Consider the following 14,497-nt stretch of genomic DNA (forward strand, 5'->3'; position numbering starts at 1 on the left):
ACGCCAGACAGCACCGACAGGCTCTGGTTGCGGTACACCAGCGGCACGCCGAGCACCGCCGCGCTGCCGCATGGCCGATCCAGCGCTGGCCGAGGCCGCTCGCGAGCTGGATGTGCCGCTGCGGTTTATCCACAACGACAATGAATTGCCACCGGCGGTGCTGCAGGGCGATTCCTTCCACCTGCACCGCGCCGCCACGCCAGCTGACTCCCAAGACATCGGCCAGCCGCGCGGACGGCTCAGCGTGATCGGCCTGGGCCCCGGCGCCAGCGACTTCATGATCCCCGCCGTGCGTCGGGCGCTGGACGAAGCCCAGGACCTGCTCGGCTACGAGACCTACGTGAAGATGGCCGAGCCCCTGCGCGACGACCAGGTACGCCACTGCACCGACAACCGCGAGGAGATGCAGCGCGCCCGCCACGCCTTCGAGCTGGCCGCCAGCGGCCGGCGCGTGGTGGTGATTTCCTCCGGCGACCCCGGCGTCTTCGCCATGGCCTCCGCGGTGATGGAGGCGCTGCACGAAAGCAGCGATCCGCACTGGCATGGCGTGGAACTGGAGGTGCTGCCGGGAGTGTCTGCCGCACTGGCTGCCGCAGCCAAGGCGGGCGCGCCGCTGGGGCATGATTTCTGTCTGATTTCCCTGTCGGACAACCTCAAGCCCTGGGAAACCATCGAGCAGCGCCTGGACCATGCCGGCGCCGCCGACCTGGCCATGGCCTTCTACAACCCGATCTCCAAGGCGCGACCCTGGCAGCTGGGACGCGCGCTGGAAGTCGTCCGCCGCCACCGCAAGCCGGAAACCCTGGTGGTACTCGGCCGCGACATCGGCCGCCCGGCGGAGTCGCTGCGCGTCGTCACCCTCGGCGAACTGGTGCCGGAGATGGTCGACATGCGCACCCTGGTGATCATCGGCTCGTCGCTGACCCGGCGCTTCCCCCGCGCGGGCGGCGGCGACTGGGTGTACACGCCGCGCTGGTATCGCTGACTGCATTGCCTCTCACACCGAAATCACCCATTGGCGTCCGCGTAGGATGGCGTGGAGCGAAGCGATACCCATCGATGGCCCGACAGTCAGGCTGATGGGTATCGCAAGCTCCACCCATCCTACGAAGCGATTCGCCGGCTGGACCAGCGCCGGGCCGCACGCGAGCAATACGCTGGCGCCCCGCTCCTACAGGATGAAAACCCGCGCTGACAGACACATCTTGCAAATAACTATCGCCTTGTTGAAAATGCGATAAATTATCATTTGCAAACTTGCGCGCCCATGTCCTCGACCCTCGATGTCCAGTCGCTCTACAGCGACCATCACGGCTGGCTGCACAACTGGCTACGCGGCCGGCTGGGCAGTGCTGCCGATGCCGCCGACCTGGCCCAGGACACCTTCCTGCGCGTATTGCTCAGGCCCGAGCGCGTCGAACTGCACACTCCGCGCGCGTTCCTGCGTACCGTCGCCCGAGGGCTGGTGATCGATCACTGGCGACGCCAGGAGCTGGAGCGCGCCTATCTAGATTCCATCGCCCACCTGCCGGAAGCGCAGGTGCCGTCAGCGGAAGATCGCCACAACATTCTGCAGCTGCTGGAGAACATCGCCCGCCTGCTCGACGGCCTCAAGCCGAAGGTGCGCAGCGCCTTCCTGCTGGCCCAGTGCGAGGGCATGCCCCACGCACGGATCGCCGAGGAGCTGGGCGTCTCGGTACGCTCGGTGGAGCGCTACATCGCCCAAGCGCTGTTCCACTGCTACCAACTGCGGTACGTCGAGTGACCGGCGTCAGCGCCCCGCCCGATCCACGGGTGGTGAAGCAGGCCATCCAGTGGACGCTGCGCCTGAGCGGCAATGCCGACCCTGAATTGCTCAGCGCCTGCGAGCACTGGCGCCAGGCCAACCCTGACCACGAGACCGCCTGGCTGCGGGTGCAGGCGCTGAACAGCGAACTGGCCGCCGGCTACCAGGCCGTACCCGGCGCCCGCGTGGCGCTGGAGACGCTGGAAAACAGCAGCCAGCGCCTGCAGCGGCGCCAGGCGCTCAAGCTGCTTTCGACCTTCGCCATCGGCGCCTCCGCCCTATGGCTGGCCCGGAACGTCGCGCCCTGGCAGCGCTGGATGGCCGATTACAGCACCGCCACCGGCGAGCGCCAGCGCTTCACCCTGGCCGATGGCAGCCTGCTGCAGCTCAATACCGACAGCGCGGTGAACGTGCGCTTCGATCCGGGCCAGCGCCTGCTGGTGCTGGAGCGCGGCGAAATACTCGTCAGCACTGCCAGGGATGTCGCGCGCCCGTTGCGCGTGCGCAATCGCGATGGGCTGTTCGAAGCCCTGGGCACCCGCTTCGTGCTGCGCCAGGACGAGCGCTCCACGCGCCTGAGCATCGCGGAAGGCTCGGTGGCCATCGCCCCGCGCGTGCGCGGCCAGACCACCGCCATCGCCGAAGCCGGGCAAACCTTTGACATCAACGGCGACAGCGCGCTGCTGGCCGAGCGCAGCGACATGGACAGTGCCGCCTGGGCCGACGGCCTGATCGTCACCCGCGACATGCGCCTGGCCGACTTCCTTGCCGAGATCGGCCGCTACCGTCACGGCCACCTGCACTGCGATGCCCGCGTAGCCGACCTGCGACTGTCCGGGGTATTCCGCCTGGACGACACCGACCGACTGCTGGCCCTGCTGCCGCAGACGCTGCCGGTACGGGTGGAGAAGCGCACGGACTGGTGGGTGACGGTGAGCGCGCGTGGCTGAGCCTGCTTTTGTAGGAGCGGACTCTGTCCGCGATCGGGTTGAAGCAAATCGCGGACAGAGTCCGCTCCTACTCGAAATATCGCGCCGGGCGTGCCCTCTCCCCCCGCCCTCTCCCTGAAGGGAGAGGGAGCCATCCGGGTCGGCTGACGCCGCAGTTTCAGCTGGCGCCGATTCAGTTCCCTCTCCCTTCAGGGAGAGGGTTAGGGAGAGGGAAATCATCGGTACGGGATTTCAGATAAAGACAGTTGCTCCTACAAAAAACGCCCAAACGACATTTCTTCGCAATCGAGAATTATTTTTGTCGGATTTCGACACCCGGACCGGCAAGGAGGAATAACCCGATCATTTCCCTTGTCCACGGAAGCCCCATCATGCGAGCCGTCCACCTCCCGATGCCCTCCCCCGCCCTACTCCGCGCCAGCCGGCTGGCCCACGCCGTGCGTGGTGCGCTGCTGTGCGCCAGCCTGGGAGCCAGCCTGCCGCTGAGCGCCTTCGCCGCCGATGCCGCCGCCATCACCAGCAGCCGCGCCTATGCGATTCCAGCCGGGCCGCTGGGTGAGGTGCTGAACAGCTTCGCCCGCGAGGCAGGCATCACCCTGTCGGCCACACCGGAGCAGACCCGAGGCCTGAACTCGGTCGGACTGAACGGCACCTATTCGGTGGATCAAGGCCTATCGCGCTTGCTGGTGGATACCTCGCTGGAAGCCCTGGACCAGGGCGACGGCAATTACGTGCTGCGCGCGGCCGCGCCGAGCGACGTGCTGGCCATGCCGTCCAGCGACGTGTTCGCCCTCGGCAACGCACTGGGCGAGGAAGACGGCTACCAGGCGACCCACAGCCAGATCGCCACCAAGACCTCCAAATCCCTGCTGGAAACCAGCCAGAGCGTCTCGGTGATCACTCGCGAGCAGATCGACGACACCGCCTCCAAGACCGTGCAACAGGCGATCCGCTACACGCCCGGCATCTTCACCGGCCAGGTCGGCGCCTCGAACCGCTACGACTACATCGTCATGCGCGGCTTCGCCGACAACAGCGTGGACAACATCTACCTCGACGGCCTGAAGGCCATGGGCGACAGCGGCACCTTCAGCTCGATGCAGGTCGACCCGTACTTCCTCGAACGCATCGACGTGCTCAAGGGCCCGTCCTCGGTGCTCTACGGCCGCAGCCTGCCCGGCGGCCTGGTGGCGCTGACCAGCAAGAAGCCGCTGTACGAGGACTACCATCAGATCACCGGCACCGTCGGCAACATGGGCCAGAAGGAAATGGGCTTTGACTTCAGCGGCCCGCTGGATGAGGAAAAGCGCATCGCCTACCGCCTGGTCGGCCTCGGCAAGGGTTCGGATACCCAGTTCGACCACGTCAAGGAAGAGCGCTACGCCATCGCCCCGACGCTGGCCATCGACTTCACCGACGACACCACCCTGACCCTGCAGGGTTACCTGCAGCACGACCCGAACGGCGGCTACCACGGCGGCGTGCCGGCGGACGGCGCACTGTTCCACCACAACGGCAAGAAGATTTCCCGCGAGTTCTTCGATGGCGAGCCGAGCAAGGACGACTTCGACCGCACCCAGCGCATGTTCGGCTACCAGCTGGAACACCGCTTCGACGACGTTTGGACTGCGCGACAGAACTTCCGCTACCTGGATTCCGACGTGGATCTCTCGCAGGTCTATGCCTACGGCTGGACCGCGCCGGACGAGAACACCCTGAACCGCTACTTCTCCGGCGCCCGCGAGCACCTGCAGGCGTACATCGTGGATAACATGGCACAGGCAGAGTTCAGCACCGGCGCGGCCAAACACACGCTGTTGATGGGCCTGGACTACCAGCGCCGTCGCACCACCGTGGACTGGCGCTCCGGTTCGGCCGAGCCGCTGGACGCGTTCGACCCGCACTACGGCAATGACGCCATCAGCTACTACCCGGACGACAACCACACCCGTCGCCTGGAACAGACCGGCGTCTACCTGCAGGACCTGATCGACATCGACAACTGGCGCTTCTCCCTCGGCATGCGCGAGGACTGGGTCACGGTGGAGGACAAGAACCGCAGCAGCGGCAGCAAGGCCGACGACGACTGGAAGAAATTCACCGGGCGTATCGGCGCGCTGTACCTGTTCGACAACGGCATCGCGCCGTACATCAGCTATTCCGAGTCGTTCAACCCCAACGCCTATTCCGACCAGTCCGGCACGCCGCTGGAGCCGACCGAGGGCAAGCAGTGGGAGGCCGGCCTGAAGTTCCAGCCCGAGGGCAGCCGCAGCCTGTATACGGCGTCGATCTTCCACATCACCCAGGAGAACGTTGCGTCCAAGGAGCCGCAGGACAACTTCTATACCTCCGTGGGCGAAGTGCGCTCCCAGGGCCTGGAGCTGGAAGCCCACACCCAGCTCACCGACAACCTCAAGGTGCTCGGCAGCTACACCTACACGGACATCACCTACACGAAATCGCTGGACGGCAACCAGGGCCACACCCCGAACCAGGCGCCCAAGCACATGGCCTCGCTGTGGGCAGACTACGGCTTCAACGCAGGCCCGCTGGACGGTCTGACGATCGGCGGCGGAGCCCGCTACGTTGGCGAGACCTGGGCGGACAAGGAAAACACCCTGCGCGTACCGGACTACACCCTGGTGGATGCGCGCATCGGCTATGACCTGTCCCGCGTCGGCCTGAAAGGCCTGGACGTCAGCCTTAACGCCAACAACCTGCTGGACAAGGACTATGTGGCGTCCTGCTACAGCCTGGACTTCTGCTACTTCGGCGAGAAGCGCAACGTCACCGCGACGGTGAACTACCAGTTCTGATCGAGTGCGCACGGTGCGCACGGTGCGCCGGGCAGCCCCTCTCTTGTAGGAGCGAGCTTGCTCGCGAACCTCTCGGCACCGCAACGGCCGGGAAATCTGTTCGCGAGCAAGCTCGCTCCTACAGTAATTTCAGCCTCATGAGCCCCGTTTTGCGGTCGTCCCTACGGGGCCCTCTCGCATCAGTTTCGTAGGGCGCATAACGCGCCAGCGTTATCCACTGGAGAAGGTTCGGCGAATAACCTGTTCCAGGTTATTCGCCCTACGGCTCTGATCGAGTGCGCCCGGTTCGCCGGACAACACCTCTTTTGTAGGAGCGAGCTTGCTCGCGAACCTCTCGGCACCGCGACCGCCGGGGAAGTCTGTTCGCGAGCAAGCTCGTTCCTACAGTAATTTCAGCCTCATGAACCCTGTGTTGCGGTCGTCCCTACAGGCCCTCTCGCATCAGTTTCGTAGGGCGCATAACGCGCCAGCGTTATCCGTCGAAGAGGATCGACGGATAACCTGTTCCAGGTTATTCGCCCTACGGCTCTGAGCGAGTGTGCCCGGTGCGCCGGACAACACCTCTCTTGTAGGAGCGAGCTTGCTCGCGAACCTCTCGGCACCGCAACGGTCGGGAAATCTGTTCGCGAGCAAGCTCGCTCCTACAGTATTTTCAGCCTCATGAGCCCCATGGCGCGGCTGGCGCCACGGGGTATCCATGCCTTAGAACTCCGTCGCGTGGCGGTACCGTGCTTCCAGCTCCAGGGAAACGCGATAGGCCTGCGCCTCGCCCTCGGTGTGGAAGATGCCGACCAACTGGCCTTCCTGGTGCACATCCCAGCAACGTCCGCCGTGGGCGCGGAACTCACGGGATTTATGGTCGTCGTCACGCTCGGTCACTGTAATGCTCATGTCTTTCTTCTCCGGTTTTGCCGTACATCAAGGCAATGCCAGAATCATTTAATTAGCTAGCTAATTAAATAGCCGCTTTCGAGAAAGACCCTTGCAGAGATTCGCCAAAACGAGCGTCCCAGAAACGCAAAAGCGCAGCTCGAAGGCTGCGCTCTTGGTGACGATCCGTTCGGCTTAGAAGGGGATGTCGTCGTCGAAGCTGTCGTAGTCCGGAGCCGGTTGCGGCGCGGGCTGGGACTGCTGCTGCGGCGCAGGACGCTGGGCCTGCTGCGGACGCTGCTGCGGCTCGCGGGGAGCGCGCGGAGCATCGTCACCACCGGCGCCCGGACGGCCGCCGAGCAGCTGCATGTTGCCGTTGATGTCGACCACGATTTCAGTGGTGTACTTGTCCTGGCCGTCCTGACCCTGCCACTTGCGGGTACGCAGGCTGCCTTCGACGTAGATCTGCGAACCCTTGCGCACGTACTCGGCGACGATTTCCGCCAGGCGACCGAAGAACACCACGCGGTGCCACTCGGTACGCTCCTGCTGCTGGCCGGTCTGCTTGTCCTTCCAGCTCTCGCTGGTGGCCAGGGTGACGTTGGTCACCGCGTTGCCGTTGGGCATGTAGCGGGTTTCCGGATCGCCACCGACGTTACCGACCAGAATGACTTTGTTAACCCCACGGGCCATGACGCTCTCCTAAAGGCTTCAGCACGTCGCCTGCTCGGCGCCGGCGAGGCGCTCGAGGGACGTGCGATCAACTTGTTGGGAATCCACTTTGACATAAGCGGCCGCTTCTTCAGCGACCACCATCACATCGCTCACACCGGGCAATGCCTTGAAACGCTCAGCCAACGAAGCATCGCGCAGCGCCTCGGCGGACAGAGGCAGGCGAATACTCGTTACATAAGGCGGTTCACGCATGGTAACAGCAATCGCCAGCCAGATGGCAGCCAGCACCGCGCAGCCGATGAACACCCCGTCGAGCCCGCCGTGCTGGAACATCCAGCCGCCCAGGATGCCGCCCACGGCGGCGCCGAGGAACTGGCTGGTGGAGTACACGCCCATCGCCGTGCCCTTGCCGCCGGCCGGCGAAACCTTGCTCACCAGCGAAGGCAGCGAAGCCTCCAGCAGGTTGAACGCGGTGAAGTAGACGATGATGCCGAACACCAGTTCCTTGAGGCTGTTGCCGAACTCCCAGAAGAACAGTTCGCAGAGCATCAGGGTCGCCACGGCGCCGGTCAGTACGCGCTTCATCTGACGCTTCTTCTCGGCGTAGATGATGAACGGGACCATGCCGAAGAAGCCCACCAGCAGCGCGGTCAGGTAGACCCACCAGTGTTCTTCCTTGGGCAGCCCGGCGCGCTCCACCAGCGCAAGCGGCAGCGCGACGAAGCTGGCCATGAGGATGGCGTGCAGCACCAGGATGCCGGCATCCAGGCGCAGCAGCTCGCCGTTCTTCAGGGTCGGCAGCAGCGACTGCCTGGCCACGCTGGATTCGCGGTGCTGCATGCGGTGGTCGGGCGTCGGCACGAAGAACAGGATGATCAGCATGCCCACCAGGGCCATGCCGGCAGTGAACCAGAACAGGCCGTGCAGGCCGAACCAGTGGGTCAGCACCGGGCCGGCCACCATTGCCACGGCGAAGGACACGCCGATGCTCATGCCGATCATGGCCATGGCCTTGGTGCGGTGCTGCTCGCGGGTGAGGTCGGAGAGCATTGCCATCACCGCCGCGGAAATCGCCCCGGCGCCCTGCAGGACGCGCCCGGCGATGATGCCCCAGATGGAATCGGCGTTGGCTGCCAGCGCAGCGCCGGCGGCGAACACCAGCAGGCCGACGATGATGATCGGCCGGCGGCCGATGCGGTCGGACAGAGTGCCCAGCGGAATCTGCAGGACGGCCTGGGTCAGGCCGTAGGCGCCGATGGCCAGGCCGATCAGCGCCGGGGTTGCGCCCGCCAGGTCCTGGCCATAGGTGGCGAGCACCGGCAGCACCATGAACATGCCGAGCATGCGGAACGCGAAGACCAGGGACAGGCCTGCGGCCGCGCGGGTTTCGGTGCCGCTCATGCGCTCAGTGTGGGAATCGTGCATAGGCCCCTCATGGAAAGACGAATAACGGGAATGCGCTGAATTGCCCCCGTGGCGTCGCGTCATCCGGGCCTTGCAGAGCCGGTTGTCGCCAACGCCGAAAAATAGCCGCGCATTCTATCAGTCCTGCGGTCCAACGACACGTACGCGCCACTTTGCCGCGTGCCGACCCCGCCCCGTATACTCATTTGTTTTCGCCCGCCAAGCGAGGCCGTAGTGGACAAGATCCTCATCCGTGGGGCACGCACCCACAACCTGAAGAACATCGACCTGACCCTGCCGCGCGACAAGCTGATCGTGATCACCGGCCTGTCCGGTTCCGGCAAGTCTTCCCTGGCCTTCGACACGCTCTATGCCGAGGGCCAGCGGCGCTACGTGGAATCCCTGTCGGCCTATGCCCGGCAGTTCCTCTCGATGATGGAAAAGCCCGACGTCGACACCATCGAAGGTCTGTCGCCGGCGATTTCCATCGAACAGAAATCCACGTCGCACAACCCACGCTCCACCGTGGGCACCATCACCGAGATCTACGACTACCTGCGCCTGCTCTATGCGCGCGTCGGTATTCCGCGCTGCCCGGACCACGACATCCCGCTGGAGGCGCAGACCGTCAGCCAGATGGTCGACCAGGTGCTGGCGCTGCCCGAGGGCCGCAAGCTGATGCTGCTGGCTCCGGTAATCCGCGAGCGCAAGGGCGAGCACCTCGCGGTGTTCGACGAGATGCGCGCCCAGGGCTTCGTCCGCGCCCGCGTCGACGGCAAGCTCTACGAACTCGATGAAGTGCCCAAGCTGGACAAGAAGCTCAAGCACTCCATCGATATCGTCGTGGACCGCTTCAAGGTGCGTGGCGACCTGCAGCAGCGCCTGGCGGAATCCTTCGAGACCGCGATCAACCTGGCTGACGGCATCGCCCTGGTGGCCCCGATGGACGACGATGAAGGCGAGGAAATGATCTTCTCCGCCCGCTTCGCCTGCCCGATCTGCGGCCATTCCATCAGCGAGCTGGAGCCCAAGCTGTTCTCCTTCAACAACCCGGCCGGCGCCTGTCCCACCTGCGACGGCCTGGGCGTGAAGCAGTTCTTCGACGCGCGGCGGGTGGTCAATGGCGAGCTGACGCTGGCCGAGGGCGCCATTCGCGGCTGGGACCGGCGCAACGTCTACTACTTCCAGATGCTCGGCTCGCTGGCCGGACACTTCGGCTTCAGCCTGGAAGAGCCGTTCCAGAACCTCGACCCGGATCACCAGAAGTTCATCCTCAATGGGTCGGGCCGCGAGAACGTCGAGTTCCGCTACCTCAACGACCGCGGCGACATCGTCAAGCGCGCGCACCCCTTCGAAGGCATCCTGCCGAACCTGGAACGCCGCTACCGCGAGACCGAGTCGGCCACCGTGCGCGAGGAACTGGCCAAGTTCCTCAGCACCCAGCCGTGCCCGGACTGCCATGGCACGCGACTGCGCCGCGAGGCGCGCCACGTCTGGGTAGGCGACAAGACCCTGCCAGCGATCACGGCAATGCCGGTCGGCACCGCCTGCGAATATGCCGAGGGCCTGACCCTCACCGGCCGCCGCGGCGAGATCGCCTCGAAGATCCTCAAGGAGATCCGCGAGCGCCTGCAGTTCCTGGTCAACGTCGGCCTCGACTACCTGACCCTGGACCGCAGCGCCGACACCCTCTCCGGCGGCGAAGCCCAGCGCATCCGCCTGGCCAGCCAGATCGGCGCCGGCCTGGTGGGCGTCATGTACATCCTCGACGAACCCTCCATCGGCCTGCACCAGCGCGACAACGAGCGCCTGCTGGGCACCCTCACCCACCTGCGCAACCTGGGCAACACGGTGATAGTGGTCGAGCACGACGAGGACGCCATCCGCCTCGCCGACTACGTCGTGGACATCGGCCCCGGCGCCGGCGTGCATGGCGGGCAAATCGTTGCCGAGGGCACGCCGCAGCAGGTCATGGACCATCCTGACTCGGTCACCGGTGCCTACCTCTCCGGCCGCACCAAGATCGTCGTGCCCGCCGAGCGCACCCCGCGCAACAAGAAGCAGTTGCTCAAGCTCAAGGGCGCGCGCGGCAACAACCTGCAGAACGTCAATCTGGAAATCCCGGTCGGCCTGTTCACCTGCATCACCGGCGTATCGGGTTCGGGCAAGTCGACGCTGATCAACAACACCCTGTTCCCGATCACAGCCACCGCACTCAACGGCGCCACCACGCTGGAAGTCGCGCCCTACGACTCGTTCGACGGCCTGCAGCACCTGGACAAGGTGGTGGACATCGACCAGAGCCCGATCGGCCGCACCCCGCGTTCCAACCCGGCGACCTACACCGGGCTGTTCACGCCGATCCGCGAGCTATTCGCCGGCGTGCCGGAATCCCGCTCGCGCGGCTACGGTCCGGGGCGTTTCTCGTTCAACGTCAAGGGCGGCCGCTGCGAGGCGTGCCAGGGCGACGGCGTGATCAAGGTGGAGATGCACTTCCTGCCGGACATCTACGTCCCCTGCGACGTCTGCAAGGGCAAGCGCTACAACCGCGAGACCCTGGAAGTCCGCTACAAGGGCAAGAGCATCACCGAGGTGCTGGACATGACCATCGAGGACGCCCGTGCGTTCTTCGACGCCGTGCCGGCCATCGCCCGCAAGCTGCAGACACTGATGGATGTCGGGCTGTCATACATCAAGCTGGGCCAGAGCGCGACCACGCTCTCCGGTGGCGAGGCACAGCGGGTGAAGCTGTCCCGCGAGCTGTCCAAGCGCGATACCGGCAAGACCCTGTACATCCTCGACGAGCCGACCACCGGCCTGCACTTCGCGGATATCCAGCAACTGCTGGACGTGCTGCACCGCCTGCGCGACCACGGCAACACCGTGGTGGTCATCGAGCACAACCTGGACGTGATCAAGACCGCCGACTGGCTGGTCGATCTCGGCCCGGAGGGCGGCTCGAAGGGCGGCCAGATCATCGCCACCGGCACGCCGGAACAGGTCGCGGAGCTGGCGGTGTCGCACACCGGGCACTTCCTCAAGCCGTTGCTGCAGCGCGATCGGGCCTGATCCACACCGGCATGAAAAAGCCCCTGCTGCCCATCGGCACAGGGGCTTTTTCTTGGGCTCTTGGTAGGAGCGAGCTTGCTCGCGAACCTCTCTACGTTGGCGTAGCCGGGTAACTCGGTTCGCGAGCAAGCTCGCTCCTACAAAAGCAAAGCCCCCGGAGCATGGGCGCCGGGGGCTTTGAAGAAACGGAGCTATGGATCAGATCTGCGATTGCAGATAGTTCTCCAGGCCCACCTTCTGGATCAGACCGAGCTGCTGTTCCAGCCAGTAGGCGTGGTCTTCCTCGGTATCGGTCAGTTGCACGCGCAGGATATCGCGGGTAACGAAGTCCTTGTGCTGCTCGCACAGGGCGATGCCCTTGGCCAGGGCGGCGCGCACGTGGCGCTCCAGCTTCAGATCGGCTTCCAGCATCTCCGGCACGGTCTTGCCCGGGTGGATGTCATCCGGCCGCATGCGCGGCGTGCCTTCGAGCAGCAGGATGCGGCGCAGCAGCGCGTCGGCGTGCTGGGTTTCCTCTTCCATCTCGTGGTTCAGGCGCTCGTAGAGCTTGGTGAAGCCCCAATCCTCGTACATGCGCGAGTGGATGAAGTACTGGTCGCGAGCGGCCAGCTCACCGGTCAGCAGCGTGTTGAGATAATCGATAACCTCGGCGTGGCCTTGCATCAGCCTTCTCCCTGGGACGTGACAGCGAATTAAACGGCGCTATGGTCGCGACTGGCCATGACCGGGGTCAAGCACCGGAAACGCAACCGCCCTCCGAAGAGGGCGGCTGGCAGTACCCTTGAGCTTAGGCGAGCGACAGGCCCAGTGCCTTGGCGACACCTTCGCCGTAGGCCGGATCGATGTTGAAGAACAGTGCGAGCTGGCGGCGCTGGATGGCCTCCGGCACACCCGCCATGTCACCGGCGATGTTCTCGTACAGACGTTGCCGCTGGGCTTCGTCGAACAGGCGGAACAGCGCGGCCGGCTGGCTGTAGTAGTCATCGTCGACGCGGTGGTTCCAGTGATCGGCGCTGCCTTCCAGGGTCAGTGGCGGCTCGGAGTAGTCCGGCTGCTCCTGCCATTGGTTGAAACTGTTCGGCTCGTAGGTGACGGTCATGTCGCCGTTGTTGCCGTCCACTCGCATGGCGCCGTCGCGGTGGTAGATGCGCGGGTTGTTGCGCGCGGCGTTTACCGGGATCTGGTGGTGGTTCACGCCCAGGCGGTAGCGGTGCGCGTCGCCGTAGGAGAACAGGCGGCCCTGCAGCATGCGATCCGGCGAGAAACCAATGCCGGGGACGATGTTCGCCGGGCTGAAGGCGGACTGCTCGACCTCGGCGAAATAGTTCGCCGGATTGCGGTTGAGCTCGAAGTAGCCCACCTCGATCAGCGGGTAGTCGCCATGCGGCCAGACCTTGGTCAGGTCGAAGGGGTTGTAGCGATAGGTCGCCGCTTCCTTCTCCGGCATCACTTGCACGTACATCTTCCAGCGCGGGAAGTCGCCGCGCTCGATGGCATCGAACAGATCGCGCTGCGAACTTTCACGGTCGGCGCCGACCAGCCGGGCAGCTTCCTCGTTGCTCAGGTTCTCGATGCCCTGCTGGGTCTTGAAGTGGAACTTGACCCAGAACCGCTCATTGCTGGAGTTGATGAAGCTGAAAGTGTGGCTGCCGAAGCCGTGGACGTGACGGTAGCTGCGCGGCAGGCCGCGGTCGCTGAAATCGATGGTCAGTTGGTGCAGTGCTTCGGGCAGGTGCGAGAAGAAGTCCCACTTCATCGTGGCGTTGCGCAGGTTGGTGCGCGGATCGCGCTTCACCACGTGGTTCAGGTCAGGGAACTTGAGCGGATCGCGGAAGTAGAAGACCGGGGTGTTGTTGCCCACCAGGTCCCAGTTGCCTTCCTCGGTGTAGAACTTCAGGGCGAAGCCGCGGATATCGCGCTCGGCGTCGGCAGCGCCGCGCTCGCCGGCCACAGTGGAGAAGCGCAGGAACAGCGGAGTCTGCTTGCCGACTTCGGAGAACAGCTTGGCGCGACTGTAGCGAGTGATGTCGTGGGTGACGGTGAAGGTGCCGTAGGCGGCAGAGCCCTTGGCATGCATGCGGCGCTCAGGGATCACTTCGCGGTCGAAGTGCGCCAGTTTCTCCAGGAACCAGACGTCCTGCAGCAGCATCGGGCCCCGCGGGCCGGCGGTCTGGACGTTCTGGTTGTCGGCGACCGGCGCTCCGGCAGCGGTCGTCAGGCGGGTGTTGTCACTCATCGTTACTCTCCTCAACGGCGGGGTGTCCATTGGCCGGCGGCTCACGCAGTCTGCGAGCGCGGCCCGACATCCCAATCGGACAATTAAGCGCCTCCACCGGCGTTGCGGCTGTTGATCCAGCTCAGCAAGCAGTAGAAGTCGGCGTCGTTAAGGATCGGTGACAACGGCTCCGTGCATCCAATTTATTGATTCGAGCTGATCGATAGAGAAAACTTTTCGACAGGCAATAAAAAACCGGGCACAAGGCCCGGTTTCCTATAAGGCGTGAGCCTTACTCGGCAGCTTCTACTGCTTGGCCGCCAACAGCGCGGTCAATCAGTTCGACGTATGCCATGGGGGCATTGTCGCCGGCGCGGAAGCCGCACTTCAGGATGCGCAGGTAGCCGCCCGGACGGTTGGCGTAGCGCTTGCCCAGTTCGTTGAACAGCTTGCCTACGGCTTCTTTCGAACGGGTACGGTCGAAAGCGAGACGACGGTTGGCAACGCTATCCACTTTAGCCAGGGTGATCAGCGGCTCGGCAACGCGACGCAGTTCCTTGGCCTTGGGCAGGGTGGTTTTGATCAGTTCGTGTTCGAAGAGCGACACAGCCATGTTCTGGAACATAGCCTTGCGGTGCGCGCTGGTGCGGCTCAGGTGACGACCACTTTTACGATGGCGCATGGTTCAATTCCTTTCCAAACTTTACGTTCG

The 14,497-nt window shown here is 64.7% G+C and carries 10 protein-coding genes and 2 pseudogenes; 5 read left to right on the top strand and 7 right to left on the bottom strand.

Annotated features, from left to right (window positions below):
- Positions 1-68: pseudogene (locus ACCC94_RS06110) on the bottom strand (hypothetical protein); the annotation flags it as partial.
- On the opposite strand from ACCC94_RS06110, the pseudogene cobJ reads away from it, so the two are divergent.
- The 4 genes and pseudogenes from cobJ to ACCC94_RS06130 form a co-directional block, all read left to right on the top strand.
- Positions 68-985: pseudogene (gene cobJ, locus ACCC94_RS06115) on the top strand (precorrin-3B C(17)-methyltransferase); the annotation flags it as partial. The pseudogenes ACCC94_RS06110 and cobJ overlap by 1 nt on opposite strands.
- A 282-nt stretch (positions 986-1,267) precedes the next feature.
- Positions 1,268-1,765, top strand: a complete 498-nt coding sequence (locus ACCC94_RS06120) for a sigma-70 family RNA polymerase sigma factor (RefSeq protein WP_413348488.1) — start codon at positions 1,268-1,270, stop codon at positions 1,763-1,765.
- Positions 1,762-2,736 carry a FecR domain-containing protein gene (locus ACCC94_RS06125; RefSeq protein ID WP_413348489.1) on the top strand — a complete coding sequence of 325 codons (975 nt, stop codon included), beginning with the start codon at positions 1,762-1,764 and terminating at the stop codon, positions 2,734-2,736. Before ACCC94_RS06120 ends, ACCC94_RS06125 begins: the two co-directional genes overlap by 4 nt.
- Positions 2,737-3,107: 371 nt before the next feature.
- The gene (locus ACCC94_RS06130) at positions 3,108-5,552 is read left to right on the top strand and encodes a TonB-dependent siderophore receptor (protein ID WP_413348490.1); all 2,445 of its coding nucleotides are present in this window, start codon (positions 3,108-3,110) and stop codon (positions 5,550-5,552) included.
- A gap of 702 nt (positions 5,553-6,254) precedes the next feature.
- Here the strand turns inward: ACCC94_RS06130 and ACCC94_RS06135 are convergent.
- The 3 genes from ACCC94_RS06135 to ACCC94_RS06145 form a co-directional block, all read right to left on the bottom strand.
- On the bottom strand, positions 6,255-6,443 hold the full coding sequence (locus ACCC94_RS06135) for a hypothetical protein (protein WP_413348491.1): 189 nt from the start codon (positions 6,441-6,443) through the stop codon (positions 6,255-6,257).
- Between the two features lie 174 nt (positions 6,444-6,617).
- Positions 6,618-7,115 (bottom strand): single-stranded DNA-binding protein, encoded by a 498-nt coding sequence (ssb, locus tag ACCC94_RS06140; protein WP_017521888.1) that lies wholly within the window; start codon positions 7,113-7,115, stop codon positions 6,618-6,620.
- An 18-nt stretch (positions 7,116-7,133) separates the two neighbouring features.
- Complete coding sequence (locus ACCC94_RS06145) at positions 7,134-8,522, bottom strand: MFS transporter (protein ID WP_413348492.1); 1,389 nt, start codon at positions 8,520-8,522, stop codon at positions 7,134-7,136.
- A gap of 213 nt (positions 8,523-8,735) precedes the next feature.
- Here ACCC94_RS06145 and uvrA point away from each other — a divergent pair, with 213 nt between their 5' ends.
- Positions 8,736-11,570: an excinuclease ABC subunit UvrA gene (gene uvrA / locus ACCC94_RS06150; RefSeq protein WP_413348493.1), complete on the top strand. Its 2,835-nt coding sequence runs from the start codon at positions 8,736-8,738 to the stop codon at positions 11,568-11,570.
- 198 nt (positions 11,571-11,768) lie between these two features.
- Here uvrA and bfr read toward each other — a convergent pair whose 3' ends face one another.
- The 3 genes from bfr to rplQ form a co-directional block, all read right to left on the bottom strand.
- On the bottom strand, positions 11,769-12,233 hold the full coding sequence (gene bfr / locus ACCC94_RS06155; protein ID WP_413348494.1) for a bacterioferritin: 465 nt from the start codon (positions 12,231-12,233) through the stop codon (positions 11,769-11,771).
- 124 nt (positions 12,234-12,357) lie between these two features.
- Complete coding sequence (katA, locus tag ACCC94_RS06160; protein WP_413348495.1) at positions 12,358-13,806, bottom strand: catalase KatA; 1,449 nt, start codon at positions 13,804-13,806, stop codon at positions 12,358-12,360.
- 271 nt (positions 13,807-14,077) lie between these two features.
- On the bottom strand, positions 14,078-14,467 hold the full coding sequence (gene rplQ, locus ACCC94_RS06165) for a 50S ribosomal protein L17 (RefSeq protein ID WP_015475338.1): 390 nt from the start codon (positions 14,465-14,467) through the stop codon (positions 14,078-14,080).
- Between the last annotated feature and the right edge of the window lie 30 nt (positions 14,468-14,497).

Origin of the sequence: Pseudomonas sp. Pseusp97, from assembly GCF_047304025.1 — a bacterium.
Classification (GTDB): Bacteria; Pseudomonadota; Gammaproteobacteria; order Pseudomonadales; family Pseudomonadaceae; genus Pseudomonas.

Coding starts and splice junctions, on each gene's coding strand:
- rplQ (WP_015475338.1), bottom strand. CDS start 14,467: ATGCGCCATCGTAAAAGTGGTCGTCACCTGAGCCGCACCAGCGCGCAC.
- katA (WP_413348495.1), bottom strand. CDS start 13,806: ATGAGTGACAACACCCGCCTGACGACCGCTGCCGGAGCGCCGGTCGCC.
- bfr (WP_413348494.1), bottom strand. CDS start 12,233: ATGCAAGGCCACGCCGAGGTTATCGATTATCTCAACACGCTGCTGACC.
- ACCC94_RS06120 (WP_413348488.1), top strand. CDS start 1,268: ATGTCCTCGACCCTCGATGTCCAGTCGCTCTACAGCGACCATCACGGC.
- ACCC94_RS06130 (WP_413348490.1), top strand. CDS start 3,108: ATGCGAGCCGTCCACCTCCCGATGCCCTCCCCCGCCCTACTCCGCGCC.
- ACCC94_RS06145 (WP_413348492.1), bottom strand. CDS start 8,522: ATGCACGATTCCCACACTGAGCGCATGAGCGGCACCGAAACCCGCGCG.
- ssb (WP_017521888.1), bottom strand. CDS start 7,115: ATGGCCCGTGGGGTTAACAAAGTCATTCTGGTCGGTAACGTCGGTGGC.
- ACCC94_RS06135 (WP_413348491.1), bottom strand. CDS start 6,443: ATGAGCATTACAGTGACCGAGCGTGACGACGACCATAAATCCCGTGAG.